Source organism: Shewanella algae (assembly GCF_009183365.2).
GTDB lineage: Bacteria > Pseudomonadota > Gammaproteobacteria > Enterobacterales > Shewanellaceae > Shewanella > Shewanella algae.
Genome location: NZ_CP068230.1, coordinates 4,179,952 through 4,196,960, shown reverse-complemented (window position 1 = coordinate 4,196,960; position 17,009 = coordinate 4,179,952). Strand labels below are relative to the sequence as shown.

Sequence of the window (17,009 nt, the reverse complement as noted above, 5' to 3'; positions counted from 1 at the left end):
CTAGTTCCTTTTGGCTTAAGGGCTACAACTCAGTCCAGGCGGCTGGCTCCGTCGCTGGGGCTGCATAGGTACACACTGGCCTCCAGCTCGGTTTTAGCCGGATATTGCTGCTCAACGGCGGCTATCACCTTGTCGGTCAACTCATGTTCCACCAGGGCGATGACGCAGCCGCCAAAGCCCTTGCCTGTCATCCGTACTCCGCCGCGTTCGCCGACGACTTCGGCTATCAGCTCCACCAGGGTATCTATCGCCGGATGGCTGATTTCAAAGTCATCGCGCATCGAGCGGTGTGATTCGGCCATCAGTTTGCTGAGCCTGGCGATATCTCCCTGCTCCAGGGCGCGGCAGGCGCTCTGGGTGCGTTGGTTTTCACTGATCACATGGCGGGCGCGGCGAAAGGCAACCGGGTCCAGTTCATCTTCGGCGCTTTGCAGCGCCCTGAGTGACAAGTGGCGCAGGGTATCCAATCCGAAATGACCGGCCACCTGCTCGCATTGCAAGCGGCGTTCGCCAAACTCTGTGCTGTGGGCGATGGAGGGCAAGCCGGAATTGATGATCAGCAGGCTGAGATCGTCTGGGAAGGGCACGCTCTCGCAGTCCAGATCCAGGCAATCGATCAACAGTGCCGCACCGGCTTCGGCCATGGCACAGGTGATCTGATCCATGATGCCGCAGCCATAGCCGACATAGTGGTTTTCACCCCGCTGCGCCAGTTGTGCAATCGCCAGCGGCGACAAGTGCAGTTGACTGGTGTCATTGATGGCGGTGCCGAAGGCGATTTCCAGCGAGGCCGATGAGGCCAATCCGGCGTTGGCCGGCACATTGCCGATCACTGCCAGGTCCAGGCCGCGAGCCGGCAGGCCACTCTGGGCCATGGCCGAGGTAAAGCCCTTGAGATAACTGACCCAGCCCTCATCCTCGCTCATGCTGCCTTCATCGCCATAGTGCCATTCAAAAATGCCGGGAAAGGCAGCCGATACGGCGCGGAACTTGTCATCGTCACGGCGTTTGACTGCAATTATGGTGTGAAAGTTGATTGCCGCCGGCAGCACCAGACCTTCGTTATAGTCTGTGTGTTCCCCGATAAGGTTGACCCGCCCGGGGGCCTGATACAGGGCATCCGGCTTGGTGCCGAAGGTTTTGACAAAGAGTTTGGTAACGCTGGGGGCAGGATTCGACATGCTCTTATGGATTCCGCAAAAAAACGCTCGAACAGCAACATAAATGACTGCTTTTCTGTTGTTATATCATTTCTGTCACTGAGGTGTAAGTGAGATTTTTATTCGGATTGCGCCCAAGGGCAGATTAAGGAGATATCTATGGGAACAAGAGAAAAGCCTCACTCAGTCCGCTAACGGCGAGTGAGGCTAAATGATGCCGAAAAATATCAGGATACCGCTTCCTTGGCGGGCGATTCATTGACGGTTTCGGCCGCCAGCAGTTCACAGACCACATGCTCAACGAAACCGGCACCGGCGGCCTCGTAGAGGTTATAAACGCTGTGAACGCCGGATTCGCGCAGGGCCACGGCATCATCACCATACTGCACTATGGCGCTGATCTTGCCTTGGTAATCCAGTTTCTTGAGCTGTTCAACCGCAAACATGTTACCCGCATGGTACGGCATCGCCAGTAGCACAAGTTCCAGCGCCGGAGCCCGGTCGAGTTTTTCCCAGAAGTCGGTATCCGAGGCATCGCCCTGTACCACATTACGCCCTTGCTCGCGGTGGAAGTCCACCAACTCCTGTTTATGTTCTATGCCGAGGATCTCACCATCAAACCTGGCCTTGAGTTCATCGTAGGCGCCTGAGCCTATGCGCCCCATACCCAGAATAAGGAAGCGCGGATTGCCCACGGGGATCTGCCTGTCTTCCGGATGCAGTGGGTGCTTCTCGAGCTTGACCAGCTTCTGCTGATACTTCTGGTAGATGCTGCCCACCATGGCGTTGAGCGGCGCCGCCAGCACGAAACTCAGGCTCAGGGCCACAGCAATGATCACCAGCCATTGGGCGGGCAGCCAGCCTTTGCTGGTGGCTACGGCAGCCACAATCAGACCGAACTCGCTGAAGTTACCCAGGTTGAATGAGCCCAGCATTGAGGTACGGGAACGCAGTTTGAAGCGGGTAAGGATATAGACAAACAGCAGAATTTTCAGCGGCACCAGAGTCACCAGCAGCACCGCCAGCATAATATCTGTCATGCTCGGCAGGCCGTTGAGGCCTATGGTGAGGAAGAAGGCCACCAGAAACAGTTCTTTAAAGTAGAACAGCGACTTGGCCAGCTCGGATGCCTTCTTGTGCCCGGCCAGCAGTATGCCGATGATCAGCGCGCCGAGATCCGGTTTCAGCCCCACGGACTCAAACAGCCAGGCACCGACGACCAAAGCCATTACCAGGCCGAAGAGCACCAGGAGTTCACCGTGGCCGACCTTGTCAAAGGCCCTGTATATCAGCGGCTTGGCCAGAGGCAGCAACAGCAGCGCCAAGGCCCATATCGACGGAAACTCGCCCTTGGAAATAGTCAGGAATAATACGGCAAAGATATCCTGCATAATCAGAATACCTATGGCGACCCGGCCGTAGAGAGATTGCATATCGCCTTTGTCTTCCAGCACCTTGACCGCAAACACAGTACTGGAAAAGCTCAGGGCAAAGGCCAGCAGGGTCAGCTGTTCGACCGTGAGATTGGTCAATTGCACCAGACCAATCAAGCCCAGCAGCTTGAGAATGGGGACAAAGATTACCATGGACAACATCAGGTGCAGGCTGGAGCCTGCCCAGACTTCGGCCTTGAACAGGCTGCGGATATCCAGCTTGAGACCTATGGCAAACAGCAGCAGGGTCACACCCAGACTGGCCAATTGGTTGAGCAGCGGCAGGCTTTCATTTTCTATGCCCATGGTATAGAGCACAAAGCCGGCGGCCAGGTAGCCGATAAGCGGTGGTAGATTGATACGGTTGACCAGCATACCGCAGGCCAAGGTAATAACGAGAATTGCAGGTTCCATTTTGCTCTTTCAGGAAGGAGGCTAGCTGTTTAAAGAGTATTCTATAAGAAGAGCATTAAATTTAAATAAAAAAGCGAACTTATCTGCTGATAAATTCGCTTTTTCAGAAATGTCGGCGTGTTGAACGCTAGTTTTTGAGCAAAATATCCAGGTGGGCGGCAAACTCTTTCGGGCCCATGAAACCTGTCACTCTCAACTCATTCTTCAACTGGCCCTGTTCATCAATAAACAACAGTGTCGGCAGCCCCAGCACATCGTAGGCCTCCAGCAGAGCGACATCGGTTTCATCCATGGCGGTCACATCGGCTTGTAGCAGCACCATCTGTTCCATCCGCTGTTTAACCTCGGCATTCTTGAAGGTGATCTGCTCAAACTCCTTACAGGCCACACACCAATCGGCGTAGAGATCCAGCATCACCGGCTTGCCGGCCGCCTCGGCATCCGCCAGTTCGGCCTTGAAGCCCTCAAGCGACTTGATGCGCTTAAAGGCATGATGCTCGGCTTGCTGTTGCCCCATGAAGTGGTAACCCATGGCGCTCATTACCGCCTGGAGGCCATAGGAAAAGCTCGACAGCAGCAGCAGGGTCAGGATCACGCTGCGCACCGTCTGTTTCCAGTTGAACTGGCTCAGCTTGTTCTGGTGCATCAGGTAGCCGACAAAGACGATGGCCCACACAGACCACATGAGATCCGACACCAATCCAGGCCAGATGCGGCCCAGCATTATGATGGACACGGCCACCAGCAGGAAACCGAATACATGCTTGATGATGTTCATCCAGGTGCCGGCGCGCGGCAGCAACTTACCGCCCGAGGTGCCTATCAGCAGCAGCGGCAGACCCATGCCCATGCTGAGAATATAGAGGGTCAAAAAGCCTTGCAGCAGATCGCCGGTTTGCGCCACGTACACAAGTACTGCCGATAAAGGCGCCGTGGTACAGGGTGAGGCCACCAGGCCCGAAAGCACACCCATGACAAATACGCCCAACAGATTGCCACCCTTTTGCTTATTGGAGAGGCTGTTCATCCTCTGCTGCCAACTGGCGGGCAGGCGCAGTTCATAGAGGCCAAACATAGACAGACTGAGTACCACGAACAGCACGGCTATGGTGATAAGCACGGCCGGATGTTGCAGCGCCGCCTGATACTTGAGGCCGGCCGAAGCCACCACCAGCCCCAGCAGCGAATAGGTAATAGCCATACCCTGCACATAAGCCATCGACAGGGTAAAGGCCTTGCCGGTGGAGACTTTCTGCCCCTGACCGACAATGATCCCCGATAGAATGGGATACATGGGGAACACGCAGGGAGTCAGCGCCAGACCTATCCCCAACACGAAGAAGGTCAGATAGTTGAGCAGGGTGCTGTCACCGGAGAGCAGTTTATCCAGCAGGTTATCCTGTTGGGTCACCGCCTGGCCCTTGGGAGCCGCCTGGGCATCTGCGCCCTTGTCGGCATCGGGCAGTATGCCATCATTGGCCGCCACAGGTTTAAGCAGGGCGTCACGGGTGGTGGGCGGGAAGCAGAGCTTGCCCTCGGCGCAGCCCATAAAGGTTACGGATAACTTGGCGGCTTCACCCGCCTCCTTAATGGCAACTGGAATCTCGATAAAGGAGTAGTACACCTGCTGCTCACCGAAATACTCATCTGTGTGACCCTTGCCCTGGGGCAGGGCTATCTCGCCCAGTTCACCGCCATCTATGCTGAACTTGAGTTTGTCGCGGTACATGTAGTAGCCGTCGGCTATTACCCAACTGAGCTTGACCTTATTGCCTTGCTGACTGAAGTCGAAGGCGAAGGCCTGATCCACGGGCATCAGCTCAGGTTCACTCTTGAGAAAATCGAATTGCTTGTTGCCAAAGATCCCATCGGCCTGAACCAGCGGGCTGAGAAGCAACAGGCTGCCTAGCAGCAGGGTAAGTATTTTCTTCATAGCTTAGTGTTGTCTTTTATCCAATCCAGATAGGCGGGCAGCCCATGGCTGATGGGCACAGCAATAATTTCAGGTACTTCATAGGGATGCAGTTCGAGTATTCTCTGCTCCAGCTTGGGGTAGGCGCTGGCCAGACTCTTGAGCTGCAGGCTGACTTCAGTCTCCTGGCAGAGTTCGCCCTGCCAGACATAAAACGAATCCACAGTCTGGCTCACCTGAGCACAGGCCACCAGCGACTCGCGCACCAAGGTTGCGGCCAGGCTCTTGGCACTGTCTGTATCCGGGCAACTGCAAAAAACCAGCAGCGCTTGTTGAGATTTTATGTCCATAATGAGCGGGTTAAATTAAACCTGACTTAAGCCAAGGGGATTAAAATCGAGCGTCTACTTTACGTGTTTTGCCGCAAGCTTGCATTAAGGCTTTGCTGAAACAGTGAGTTCAGGCGTCAAACCCGGGGCAGGCTGCGGACTTGAAATCAGACCGAGTTATCCCCATTTAGTTTTCAACTACTGTAAAAAATGAGGCCTACATGCCATTTCTGATAATGTTTATCATCTTTGTGCTGATCCCTGTCGTCGAACTCTCGGTGCTTATCCGGGTCGGCGAAGTTCTGGGCAGCTGGAACACAGTGGCATTGGTGATCCTCACCGCGGTGGTCGGTGTTTCTCTGGTTCGCAGCCAGGGCTTGAGTACCCTGATGTCGGTACAGAAAAAGTTGGCCGCCGGTGAAGCGCCGGGGCAAGAGATAGTCGAAGGCATGATGCTGGCCATGGCTGGTATTCTGCTGCTTATTCCGGGGTTTGTTACCGACCTTATCGGCCTTATCCTGCTGACTCCAATCACCCGGGCACCGCTGGCGCGTTATTTCTATCAGCGGATGCAGCTCAAGGTGGTTGCCGGTGCTCAGTTCAGAGCCGGTGCCAACCCCTTTGAGCCGCCACATCAAAGAGGCCAGGGCGGTGATGTGTTCGAAGGTGAATTTGAGCGCAAGGCCGACCCTTCCGATAAGCGTCCTGAGAGCCATCAGCTGGGTGGGGAGAGCCATCAGCTGGAAGAAGATAGCCCTCAGCGAAGTGAAAACGGCCCTCAGTCGCAGGATACGGAAAACCAAGACGATGATCGGCCCGGTAGCCGGTGATCAGCACAAACACTGATAAAAAAGACCTTCCGCTCGGAAGGTCTTTTTTTATTCTCATAGCCGGCAAACAGCCTGTTGCCTCAAAAAGTGAAGAGGCTGGCAGCGTATTCTCAACTATCGTCAGCCAAATCTGCGCCCTTGGTTCGCATCCAATCGGCCAGTGAATCCAAGGTAGGTTTCAAAGACTTCCCCAATGGGGTTATTCGATACTCCACACGCGGCGGCACTTCGGCATAAACCTTGCGCTGCACCAGCTTGCGACGTTCAAACAGGCGTAATTGTCGCGTCAGTTCCTTCTGCGTAATGGGGGCTACGGCCCGCTGCAATTCACTGAAGCGTACCGGAGAGTCGATCACTATCAAACGATAGAGAATGGGGATGGCCCATTTACCCGAAATGAGATTGACAAAGCTCACCATAGGACAGGGTTCAGAGCTATCCAATTCATAGGAGGGCGCGGCCGTTAAACTTGTTTTCTGAGAGCTCTCTGCGGCGGACATAGCTATCCAAATGCCTCTTTAGTATCAAAAAGGTGCCTACTATACAATGGATACTATTGTAAATGAAATGCGCCCTCCAACAGCGTAGAGGGAAGTATGCATGAAACGACTGCAAGATAAGTTTGCCTTGGTTACCGGGGGTACCAGTGGTATAGGCCTGGAAACCGCACGACAGTTTCTTGCCGAGGGGGCCAAGGTTGCCATCACTGGGCGCGACATCAATGCCTTCAACCGGGTTCGGGAAGAGTTGGGGGGTAACACCTTGGCCATTTGCTGTGATGCCGGCGATATAAACTCACAACGGGAATTGGCACAAACGCTCAGCCGCCAGTGGCCGCGTTTGGACGTCTTGTATGCCAATGCCGGAGACGTTACTCATCTGCCATTGGCGGATTGGGACGAAACCGCCTGGGATAGATTGATGTCGGTGAATCTCAAAGGGCCGTTTTTTCTTATCCAATCACTCTTGCCCCTATTGGCAAACCCGGCCTCTGTCATCCTCTGTGGTTCAACCAGCGCGCATATCGGCCTGGTGCAAAGCAGTGCCTATGCCGCCAGTAAAGCGGCGCTGCTGTCGCTGGCGCGAACCCTGTCGGCAGAGCTGCTTGAGTCTGGCATCAGAGTCAACTGTTTAAGCCCCGGGCCGACAGAGACTGCGGCTTTGGGTAAGTTGGGTCTGGCTGCTGAAGAGCAAAAGACACTGCAGCAGGAGATTCGGCAACTGGTGCCCATAGGTCGTATGGGAACGCCCTGGGAAATCGCCAAGGCGGCCGTGTTCCTCGCATCCGACGAGTCGCGTTTTGTCATCGGCACCGAATTACTGGTCGATGGTGGCGTTGCCAATCTCTAAGGAAGGTGCGAGCCAGTCCCATGTGTGCTTTGCATCGGCAGAGGCTAGGCCGAAAGGGCTTCGACAGGGGGCTTGGGTTGAATCAGCTTGCCCATCTTGGGCCCTTGCTGCTCGGCAAAGCGCTGTTGAATGTCGAGCAATTCAGCTTCGCAGGCACAAAAGGCTGCCACCAGTTGTGGGTCGAACTGGCCTCCGGCCTCTTTCTTGAGGTAGGCAAAGGCTTCCTGGTTGCTCCAGGCGCTCTTGTAAGGCCGCTCCGAGGTCAGGGCGTCGAACACATCGGCAATGGCGGCTATACGGGCGCTGAGAGGAATGGCATTGCCCTGCAAACCCTCGGGGTAGCCACTGCCATCCCAGCGTTCGTGGTGGCTGCGGGCCACTTCCGCCGCCAGTTGCAGCAAAGGTGAGGCATCATCGCCGAGAATATCGGCGCCTATCTTGGTATGCCCCTGCATGATGCGGTACTCCTCCGGCGTCAGCTTGCCCGGCTTCAAGAGAATATGATCCGGAATACCTATCTTGCCGATATCGTGCATGGGCGCGGCATTGAACAACAGCTCGACCCAGGATTCAGAGGCGCCCAACTGCCGGGCCAATACCCGGCAATAGTGGCTCATGCGCTGCACATGCAGGCCGGTTTCGTTGTCACGATATTCGGCGGCGCGCCCCAGGCGGTTAATGATCTTATGACGGGTCTGTTCCAGCTCCCGGGTGCGCAGCTTCACCAGTTGTTGCAGTTGCCTTGCCTGGTTGGCCAATGCCAGCTGGTTGGCAATACGTACCTTGAGGATAGCCGGACTGATGGGCTTGGAGATGTAATCCACGGCCCCCAACTCAAAGCCGGTTTGCTCGTCGATCACTTCATTCTTGGCGCTGATGAAGATCACCGGGATCTGCGCCGATCTGGGATGCTGTTTCAGGCGGCGACAGGTTTCAAAACCATCTATGCCGGGCATCATCACATCCAGCAGGATAAGATCGGGCTCCAGCCCCTGATCCAGCATGGCCAGGGCCTTTTCACCGGATGTGGTGGCGCGCAGACTATAATCCTTGGCCAGCACTGCATGGATAAGTTGCAGGTTGTCGGCGGTATCGTCCACGGCCAGAATGCAGGCCTTGTCGAAAGTTTGCATATATCTCCTCAGTGCCCAATGGGGCGGTCGAGTTAGTGTCTGAAACTTCCTGTCACCACCTTGTTATATTGAATATCCTGTCACATCCTATTTACTTTTTATGCCATATTCATCTGAAAGGCGCTGAGATTTTGGCACTTTTCAGCAGTTAATGTTGTATCAGTTTGTTTCTTTGGGGTGATCCACTTCACTTTTGGCATCCATCGCGGCTTTCGCGCAAGATATGCGCCTTTTTTAGACAGCTGACGCCCGAATTGAGGCAGTGTCAGCAATCTGACACCCGACTCCGTTTTACTCTGCTTGGCACAAGCACGAAGGAATAAATAATGGGAAAATCCCTGTTGCTGTTTTGTCTGCTGATTTGCTTGAGCCCCTTTGGGTTTTCCAAGGTGGGCGATCTGCCGCTGCAGCTTGATGATGGGGCACAGTTGGAAACGCCCAAAGTGGTTCTCTTATTGGAAGACGGCAGCCCATTTTGGCAGCGGGTGGAACGCTTTACCCGGATGGCGGCGCAGGATCTCAAGCTGGATCTGCAGGTTCGTTTTTGCGATGTCAAGGGGCGGAACCAACTGTCTATCGGGCGCGAAGCGCTGGAGCAGGGGGCATCCGGGCTGATCTTTTCCCCTTTCGGTGAGCAGAGTAAAGAGTTGTTGGCATTGGCAGACAGTTATGGAGTGCCGACAGTTACTATCAAATCTTCCTTTCCCGAGTCGACACACAAGCCCCAGGTAATGCACCGCAACTGGATTGGCAGTGTCACGGCCAACAGCAAGGTGCTGGGCAGCATGCTGGCCCGGCAACTGCTGGAGCAAGCCGATCCTGAGAAACCCGAATTGCAACTGCTGGTGATAGCCGGGCCTGAGTCCGACCCCGAGGTGCAACAGCAACTGGCGGGGATCCGCGCTTATCTGGATATCCTGCCGCAGCCGGTGAAGCTAACGGTGAAATACACCCAATGGCGCGCCAGAGATGCCGAGCGAGCCTTGAAGCAAGCGCTGGAGCAGCAGGGCCTGGACGCAGTATTGGCCATGAATGCGGTGATGGCATTGGCAGTTGCCAAACAAGCCGAGGAAGAGGGGCTGCTGCTGGGTACCAGTAATTGGGATGCCGATATTGCCGAGGCGATGCGCAGAGGCAGAATCCACGCAGGCATAGGCGGGGTGGAGTTTCAAGGTGCCTTTGCCCTGGTGATGCTGGCGGATCACCTGCGCGGCGTGGATCTGTCCGGGCAGGCGTTCAATCAGTATCTCAACCTGATCGCCATTAATGGCGAAAACCTCAATCGTTACTGGCAATTGTTTGATGTCAGCAACTTCAATCCCGACTTTTCCCAGATCTCCATGGCCGCTAACCCCAGGATCATGTCGCTGGATTTTCGACTGGAAAACCTGATCCCGGATCTGGACGTGCACGAATTTATTGCCCGTTTGAGCCCGGAAGAACTGCAGTTTTTGCAACAGCATCAGGTGGTGGATGTCGGGGTTGCACCGGATGCGGCGCCGGTGGACTTTCTCAGCCTGAAGGGCGTACATCAGGGCATGATGGCCGACTTTCTCTACGAGATAGATCGCTTCCTGCCGCTGGTGTTCAATATCCGCAATGAACTCAGCTGGGACAAGAATATCCGGGCGCTGAAGGATACCGAGGTGGACATGCTGAGTCTGGCTTCGCCTTCCAGCGAGCGTCAGGAACATATGTTGTTTACCCGGCCGCTGGCCGAGTTCCCCGGAGTGCTGCTTACCCGTCACGATGCCAAGAAGATCAACGGCCTTAAAGATCTGCAGCAGCAAACTCTGGGCGTACTCAAGGATGATGTCACCGAAGAGGTGATGCGGCGGGACTATCCGCAGATGACATTGCGGCGTTTTCGCTCCATCGAAGCCATGATGCGGGCGGCGGAAAAAGGCCAGGTCGCTGCCGTATTTACCAATCTGCCCACGGCCAATCACTATCTGGGCACTCATCTCAACAGCCCACTCTGGCTCGCCAGCGATACCGAGTATAAGTTCCAGGTGGCGATGGCGGTGCGCAAAGACTGGCCTGAGCTGGCATCTATTCTCGACAAGGCCTTGGCGCAGATCCCAACCTATAAGTCGCAGGAGATCCAGAACCGCTGGATCAACGTCAAGTACGACTTCGGCATACATCACAGTAAGGTGCTCAAGTGGAGCCTGGTGGCCGCGGCGCTGACCATCACCTTGCTGTTGCTGTTTTGGCGCTGGAACCGGCGTCTCAACCGCGAGGTGCAGCAGAGGCTGAGAGTAGAAACCGAGTTGAAGGCCAGTATGCAGAGGTTTCAGGCGTTGTTTGACTCGGCGGTGGATGCCTGTGTGCTGGCCGACAGTCAGGGAACTATCCTCGACTGCAACCAGGCGATGCTGGCACTGCTGGGGCGTGAGGAAAAATCCCCCTTACTGGGGCAAAAGCCGGACTGGTACTACTACCCGGCGCCGGGGAATCGTCAACAGGTGGACCAAAGGCTGAAGCAGGTCTTGAGCCAAGGTAAAGTGTGCTTCGATGGCGACTTGCTCGGGGTTCATGGGCGCAGGGTTCCGGTTGAAGGTACCTTGGTGCGGGTGATGCTGCAGCAACGCTCGCTGATCCTCTGCTCCTACCACGACCTGACCCAGAAGCGGCAGATGCAGCAGTCACTGGCGCGGGAGCGGGACATTCTCAAGAAGGTGCTGGGCAACAGTCCGGTTGGTGTGTGGATTGCCGTTGACGGTGTGCTCAGGTATGTCAACGAGCCTATGACCCGGATGACGGGAATGCGCCTGGGGCAACCGCTGCAGCCCTGGTTCCCCGAGCCGGAGGCCTACACTGAAGCGGTGCAGCGGCTGGAAGGGGAAAACGATGTCGTGACCATAGAGACCCGTATTTTCTCCGACGAGGGCGGCTTTCGGGATGTGCAGCTGAGTCTCTATCGCACCGAGCTGGACGGCCAGGCCGCCAGCCTCTGCTGGGTGGTGGATATCACTCAAAACAAGCAGGTGCAGACTCAAATGGCCCATGCCAAAGAGTTGGCCGAAGCGGCCACCCGGGCCAAGTCCGAGTTTCTGGCCAATATGTCCCATGAGATCCGCACGCCGATGAATGCCATTCTGGGCATGTCCTGGCTGGTGTTGCAGACAGAGCTGGACGGTCGTCAGCGTAACTATCTCGACAAGGTGCATCAGGCGGCGTCGTCGCTTTTGGGGATCCTCAACGACATTCTCGATTTTTCCAAGATAGAGGCCGACAAGCTGGAACTGGAACAGCGGCAGTTGGATCTGTTTGAACTTGTGGGGCAACTGGTGGGGGTGATGGGCTTCAAGGCCGATGAGCAGCAGCTGGCACTGCGAATGGAGCTGCCGCTGGATATGCCGCGCCTGTATCTGGGGGACCCGCTCAGGCTCAATCAGATCTTTACCAATCTGCTGGGCAATGCCCTCAAGTTTACTCCCCAAGGTGGTGAGATCTGCCTGCGGGGCCGTTTACTGCATCGCCAGGGGGACAAGGTGCGGCTGCAGTTTTGTGTTCAGGACACCGGCATAGGTATTCCTGAGGACAAGTTGGCAACCCTGTTCGACTCTTTCGAGCAGGTGGATGCCTCCACCTCCCGCAAGTATGGTGGTACCGGGCTGGGGCTGGCTATCTGCAAGCGCTTGAGCGAGATGATGCATGGCCGCATCTGGTGTCAGAGCCGCGAAGGTGAGGGCAGCCGCTTCTATCTGGAGCTGGAGCTCACCTGCCGGGACGAGTACCACTATCTGGCCGATTACGCGCCACTCAGAGGTCATGAGGTGACTCTGGTCAGCAGTGATGACGGCGAGTACCGACACTGGCATTGGCTGTGTCGCCAGCTCGGCATCAGGCTGCAGCGTTTTCATAGTTTGCAACAGCTTGGCGAATGGTTGGACGGCCTCGAAGCAGACAGTGAAGCCAAGCTCAAAGGCTTGCCGCTGCTGCTGGATATGAGCCGCGAATGCCCGGACTCCCTGGCGGCGCTGCCATTGCCAAGCCATGCCGTAGTCTGGCTGCTGGGGAACCTGAGTCAGGATGAACAGTTAAGCCGTATCGGCGGCGAGCAGAGATTGCTGCGCCCCTACACTCCCTGCGGTCAGTTGACGGCGCTGCGATCTTTGCTGGATCTGTCCGGCGAAACGCCCTGTTGCTCCGATGAGCCGCGAACACATGTGAACATAAGGCAACAACTCAAGGGCGCCCGTATCCTGCTGGTGGAAGATAACCCGCTCAATCAGGAGTTGGCGCTGGCGCTATTGAGTCAGGTGGGGATGCAGGTCAAGCTGGCCCAGCATGGGCAGCAGGCGCTGGAGCTACTGCAGCAGCAAGACTTCGATGCCGTGCTGATGGACTGTCAGATGCCTGTGATGGATGGCTATCAGGCGACCCGGGCTATTCGTGCCAATCCGGCGCTAAAGGGGTTGCCTGTGCTGGCAATGACGGCCAATGCCATGGTGGGGGACAGGGAAAAGGCGCTGGCGGCAGGCATGGTGGAGCATATCACCAAGCCGATTCAGGCCGAGGTGCTCTATGGGGCGCTGGCGCGTTGGGTCAAACCCAGGCTAGAAACTCCGGCAGCGGCATTGCCTGCCGAATCTATGCCTGTGAGTGGCTTACCCGAGTTCCCCGGGCTGGACAATAGCGCCGGGCTCAGGTGTTGCAATGGCAATGAGGCACTTTACCTGCGCTTACTGCAACTCTTTTGCGACACTGGCAAGGGGGTGGCAACTGAATTGGCAGAGGCGATGCAGCGTCAGAACTGGCCGCAGCTGCAGCTTCTGAGTCACAGTATCAAGGGCTCGGCCGCCAATATCGGCGCCATTGAGCTGGCCGAGTGTGCCGGTGCCCTGGAGTTGGCACTGAATAGCCGGATAGCCACAGCACTCGGCTCGCAGTTTGGTCAGCAACAGGAGCAGGATAATCCAACCGATTTGCCGCAGATACAGACTCGGCTGGACAGTCTATTGCAAGCGCTGGAGGCACTGGTTCTCGCCCTGGAGGCCTTGCCCCAGCCGTTATCGCAGCCGTCATCGCAGCCATCATCGCAGCCGTCATTAAAGCCTCAGACGTTTGAGACACTGACTCCAATAGGCAGTTCCAGCTCAAGTGCGTCTGTGGCCACACTTACCGCCGAGTTCGATGCCCTGCATCAGAGCTTGGATGAATACAACACAGAAGCGCTGGAGCAGGTCGATGCCCTGGTTCAGCATTCGGCACTGCAGCCTTGGCGCGAGTCGCTTGAGCGGCTGCAGCGGGCGGTGCGGGCCTTTGATTTCGAGCGCGCCGCCACTGAACTAGCTAGGCTTCGGCAGTTGGCCCGGGTTTGATGGTGCTGCCCCTTCTCAAGCGGCAGCTTGGGTAAAGCCTGCTGCATTAAAGCCGGCTGCACTAAAACCTATCGCCCCAAAACCCTGTGGCGCAGCTAGTGCGGCAGCGCCATAGGGTAGCTTAACAGCAGCAGATGGCAGAAGTTGAGGCAGAAGTGGCACAGCGCCGCCAGCCACAAACGGCCGCTCAGCTGGAATACCAAACCATAGAGGACACCGGCGAGGGCGGCGAACAGCACCAGAGTCCAACCCCCGGCCAGGTGCGCCAGCCCGAATAGCACGCTGGCTACCGTTACCCCAAGCAGGGCGCCGCCGCGCTTGACCAGATACTGTTGCAATGCGCCGCGAAACAACACCTCTTCGGCGACGCAGGTCAGCAGCAGATTATTGAGCGCAAACAGCCACCACCAGCCCGGCAGCTTGGGATCCCAATGAATGGCGCCGCTTAAACTTGCCAGCCCCAGCAGTGCAGGCGTGGCGGCAAACAGCAAGGCCAGCAGGATTATTTTTCGCCTTGGCAGAGGTTTTGGCGTACCCGCAACCAGCGGCCAGGCCAGCAGCAACAGGAACAGGCTCAGCGGCTTATCCAGGTTGAGATACATGCTGAAAGGCGCACTGCCACTGCTGGCCTGCACTTTATCCAGCAGCTTGAGGTTGTCAAAGCCCGGCAGCAGATGCACTGTGAGTGCCACGGCGCTCAGCAGTATCAAGCCTTGGGCGCCATAAACGGCAAACTGCTTGAGCCGTATGTGGCCCTGCTCGTTTGCCTCATTATTCGCCGCCGCACTCTTGGCTGAATTTGCCTGTCGGCAAAACCGCTGGCGCCATTGTGGCAACTTAAATGCCAGCGCCAGCAATAGGCCCACAAGTATCAGAGTCGGCGCCGCAATTCGGCCCAAAAACAGCGCCAGTAGCAGGCTGGTGGCGAGCAGCAAGAGTGCGATGGGAAAACGGCGCAGCAGCGCAAAAGGCACCGCCAGCATCAGTGCTAGCCAGATAAGCAAGTCGACAGAAGGCACAAAGGGCATGGGGAAGGCTCCGAAAAAGCGGCGATTAAAGCTGTATAGAGGATACCGGGCAAGCGCCGCTAACAGAGATCGGACTTGTTCAGCCTTTGTCGAGCAATTGATTAACCCAAGTCTGATAGTCGCCCTGATAGGTGGCTATCTCCATGGTGCTGTAGGGCGCCAGTAAGATGCCGGGAAACTGCCAGCCACGTTCCTGCATCAGTTTCAGAGGCGGCAACATGTCTTCTTTGATGGCATCAAAAGCGATGCGATAGCTGGCGAAATCTCCTTGGCTGAAGCGGGTTATCAGGCGGTCGAACAGTGCCTTCTCCTCCGGCTCAGCGTCTGCCGGGTTTGAATGGAAAAAGCCCTGCCCATACCAGTAGAGCAGCAAGGCTGTGCCGGCATCACAGAGAGGGTGATTGAGTATGGCGGCCGGGCTTTCAAGGCCGTTGTCCCAATTGAGATTGGCGGCCACATAATGCAGCTCTTCCATGCTCTGCAGCTCGGCTATGGTCATTAGGCTATCGGCAGTCTTGGCAAATTCACCGGCAATAGCCGTCAGTGGTGCGCCGATTTCCGGGTCTGCCAATTGTGCCTTTAACTGCTCGGCATCGCAGATGGCGCCGCTCTCGGCGCATTCAAAGGCCCTGAAAAATTGCTCTTGGGTCAGACGTTTGGCCATCCTTGTTTCCTGTCCTTTATCATCCGTCGTTGGGGCAGGGGGATTTGATTTTTTGCGGTTCGCTGATGTTGCTGGCCAGATAATAGCTGGCAATGCCCATGAGTATGTTGGTTACCGGCAGTGCCAGCATCAGGCCTTTTACCCCACCGAGGAAGGCGCCCAGCGCAGCAAGCGGCAGCATCAGCAGGAACAGGCGACACAGATTCAGTACCAGTGAGGCCATAGGCCTGTGATAGGCGTTGAGCGAGGTGGCCACAATAATCACCACGCCCAGCGGGCCATAGGCGGCGGGCAACACCAGAACATAGAAGCTGAGCCATTCCAGCACCTGAGGGTCGGTACTGAACAGGGCGGCAATTTGCGGCGCCAGCAGCGCCAGCGGGATATACAGCAGGGTCTGGAACAGGAGCACAAACTTCAGCGCCAGCAGCAGTGCCTCGCGGGCGCGCTCCTTCTGTCCGGCCCCCAGGTTCTGGGCGATAAAGGGCACCAGGCTGGAAGACAGCCCCATCACCACAATCAGCAGCAAAGACTCCAGCCGGGTTCCGGCACCGAAGGCGGCCACGGCGGCGTGATCTATCCGCGCCAGCATCCCCATAATCGCGGCGTTGGCCAGGGGGTTGATCATATTCATCAGCGCCGCCGGTTGGGCGATATGGGCCAGCTGTTTCCAGTTATCTGCAAAGCGGCTGAAACACCAACCCGCGGCCACCAACATATGGCGTTTGACCACCAACAGATAACTGGACAGCGACAGCGCCACCAACCAGGAGATCAGGGTCGCCACGGCGGCACCTTGAATTTCCAGCCTGGGGAAGGGGCCGATACCAAAGATAAGCAGCGGGTCGAGGATCAGGTTAATCAGCGCCGCCAGTGACAAAATTGCCGCCGGTGAACGGGTATCGCCGGTGGCCCTCAGGCCCTGATTGCCCACCATCAACACCACCAACAGCGGCGCCCCCAGATACCAGAGATTCATATACTCATGCACCAGCGGCAGAATGTCGTCTTTGGCGCCGAGCAGGGAAAACAGCGGGTCGATACACAAGCTGCCCAGCAAGGATAGCCCGGCAGTTAAAATAAAGGTCAGCAGCAGGGCGTCGTGCAGAAACACCTTGGCCTTGGGGGCGTGCCCGGCGCCTATCAGGCGGCCAAGATTGGTGGACACCCCGGCGCCTATGCCTATGGCAATACTGGACACCACCAGGGTAACAGGGAAGGTGAAGCTGATCGCCGCCAGCGCCTCTGTGCCCAGCTTACTGATGAAGTAGGTGTCTACCAGGTTGAAGCCCAGCACGGTGAGTATTCCTAACATGTTGGGAACACTCATATTAAGCAGTACACGACCTATCGGCTGACTGAGCAGCCCGTGTCTGTCTCTCATGGCCCGTATCTGCCTCTTGTGAAATGGATGAAGTAAATCGTG

Annotated in this window: 12 protein-coding genes; 3 read left to right on the top strand and 9 right to left on the bottom strand. The window is 56.5% G+C overall.

Annotated features, from left to right (window positions below; all coding sequences use genetic code 11):
* Positions 1-29: 29 nt before the first annotated feature.
* The 4 genes from galK to cutA form a co-directional block, all read right to left on the bottom strand.
* Positions 30-1,181 (bottom strand): galactokinase, encoded by a 1,152-nt coding sequence (gene galK, locus E1N14_RS18735; protein ID WP_062793691.1) that lies wholly within the window; start codon positions 1,179-1,181, stop codon positions 30-32.
* 206 nt (positions 1,182-1,387) lie between these two features.
* Complete coding sequence (locus E1N14_RS18730) at positions 1,388-3,007, bottom strand: cation:proton antiporter family protein (RefSeq protein ID WP_062793692.1); 1,620 nt, start codon at positions 3,005-3,007, stop codon at positions 1,388-1,390.
* A gap of 127 nt (positions 3,008-3,134) precedes the next feature.
* Entirely contained in the window at positions 3,135-4,940 is a 1,806-nt protein-coding gene (locus tag E1N14_RS18725; protein WP_062793693.1) for a protein-disulfide reductase DsbD, read from the bottom strand.
* Positions 4,937-5,269: a divalent-cation tolerance protein CutA gene (cutA, locus tag E1N14_RS18720; RefSeq protein ID WP_025010162.1), complete on the bottom strand. Its 333-nt coding sequence runs from the start codon at positions 5,267-5,269 to the stop codon at positions 4,937-4,939. The genes E1N14_RS18725 and cutA overlap by 4 nt, the downstream gene beginning before the upstream one ends.
* Positions 5,270-5,469: 200 nt before the next feature.
* Between cutA and E1N14_RS18715 the strand changes: the two genes are divergently transcribed.
* Complete coding sequence (locus tag E1N14_RS18715) at positions 5,470-6,078, top strand: FxsA family protein (protein ID WP_025010161.1); 609 nt, start codon at positions 5,470-5,472, stop codon at positions 6,076-6,078.
* Positions 6,079-6,188: 110 nt separating this feature from the next.
* Here E1N14_RS18715 and E1N14_RS18710 read toward each other — a convergent pair whose 3' ends face one another.
* Positions 6,189-6,578: a winged helix-turn-helix transcriptional regulator gene (locus E1N14_RS18710; protein ID WP_025010160.1), complete on the bottom strand. Its 390-nt coding sequence runs from the start codon at positions 6,576-6,578 to the stop codon at positions 6,189-6,191.
* Positions 6,579-6,678: 100 nt separating this feature from the next.
* On the opposite strand from E1N14_RS18710, the gene E1N14_RS18705 reads away from it, so the two are divergent.
* Positions 6,679-7,428: an SDR family oxidoreductase gene (locus E1N14_RS18705; protein ID WP_025010159.1), complete on the top strand. Its 750-nt coding sequence runs from the start codon at positions 6,679-6,681 to the stop codon at positions 7,426-7,428.
* A gap of 44 nt (positions 7,429-7,472) precedes the next feature.
* On the opposite strand, the gene E1N14_RS18700 is transcribed toward E1N14_RS18705, so the two are convergent.
* Positions 7,473-8,561 (bottom strand): HD-GYP domain-containing protein, encoded by a 1,089-nt coding sequence (locus E1N14_RS18700; protein WP_025010158.1) that lies wholly within the window; start codon positions 8,559-8,561, stop codon positions 7,473-7,475.
* Between the two features lie 326 nt (positions 8,562-8,887).
* Between E1N14_RS18700 and E1N14_RS18695 the strand changes: the two genes are divergently transcribed.
* A complete protein-coding gene (locus tag E1N14_RS18695; protein WP_062793694.1) occupies positions 8,888-13,891 on the top strand; it encodes an ATP-binding protein in 5,004 nt (1,667 codons plus the stop codon).
* A 95-nt stretch (positions 13,892-13,986) separates the two neighbouring features.
* Here E1N14_RS18695 and E1N14_RS18690 read toward each other — a convergent pair whose 3' ends face one another.
* The 3 genes from E1N14_RS18690 to E1N14_RS18680 all read right to left on the bottom strand — a co-directional run bounded on the left by E1N14_RS18690 (position 13,987) and on the right by E1N14_RS18680 (position 16,967).
* Entirely contained in the window at positions 13,987-14,919 is a 933-nt protein-coding gene (locus tag E1N14_RS18690; protein WP_037436850.1) for a CPBP family intramembrane glutamic endopeptidase, read from the bottom strand.
* Between the two features lie 79 nt (positions 14,920-14,998).
* Positions 14,999-15,583, bottom strand: a complete 585-nt coding sequence (locus E1N14_RS18685; RefSeq protein WP_025010153.1) for a DUF4274 domain-containing protein — start codon at positions 15,581-15,583, stop codon at positions 14,999-15,001.
* 19 nt (positions 15,584-15,602) lie between these two features.
* Entirely contained in the window at positions 15,603-16,967 is a 1,365-nt protein-coding gene (locus E1N14_RS18680) for an MATE family efflux transporter (RefSeq protein WP_062793695.1), read from the bottom strand.
* Between the last annotated feature and the right edge of the window lie 42 nt (positions 16,968-17,009).

Coding starts and splice junctions, on each gene's coding strand:
- galK (WP_062793691.1), bottom strand. CDS start 1,181: ATGTCGAATCCTGCCCCCAGCGTTACCAAACTCTTTGTCAAAACCTTC.
- E1N14_RS18730 (WP_062793692.1), bottom strand. CDS start 3,007: ATGGAACCTGCAATTCTCGTTATTACCTTGGCCTGCGGTATGCTGGTC.
- E1N14_RS18725 (WP_062793693.1), bottom strand. CDS start 4,940: ATGAAGAAAATACTTACCCTGCTGCTAGGCAGCCTGTTGCTTCTCAGC.
- cutA (WP_025010162.1), bottom strand. CDS start 5,269: ATGGACATAAAATCTCAACAAGCGCTGCTGGTTTTTTGCAGTTGCCCG.
- E1N14_RS18715 (WP_025010161.1), top strand. CDS start 5,470: ATGCCATTTCTGATAATGTTTATCATCTTTGTGCTGATCCCTGTCGTC.
- E1N14_RS18710 (WP_025010160.1), bottom strand. CDS start 6,578: ATGTCCGCCGCAGAGAGCTCTCAGAAAACAAGTTTAACGGCCGCGCCC.
- E1N14_RS18705 (WP_025010159.1), top strand. CDS start 6,679: ATGAAACGACTGCAAGATAAGTTTGCCTTGGTTACCGGGGGTACCAGT.
- E1N14_RS18700 (WP_025010158.1), bottom strand. CDS start 8,561: ATGCAAACTTTCGACAAGGCCTGCATTCTGGCCGTGGACGATACCGCC.
- E1N14_RS18695 (WP_062793694.1), top strand. CDS start 8,888: ATGGGAAAATCCCTGTTGCTGTTTTGTCTGCTGATTTGCTTGAGCCCC.
- E1N14_RS18690 (WP_037436850.1), bottom strand. CDS start 14,919: ATGCCCTTTGTGCCTTCTGTCGACTTGCTTATCTGGCTAGCACTGATG.
- E1N14_RS18685 (WP_025010153.1), bottom strand. CDS start 15,583: ATGGCCAAACGTCTGACCCAAGAGCAATTTTTCAGGGCCTTTGAATGC.
- E1N14_RS18680 (WP_062793695.1), bottom strand. CDS start 16,967: ATGAGAGACAGACACGGGCTGCTCAGTCAGCCGATAGGTCGTGTACTG.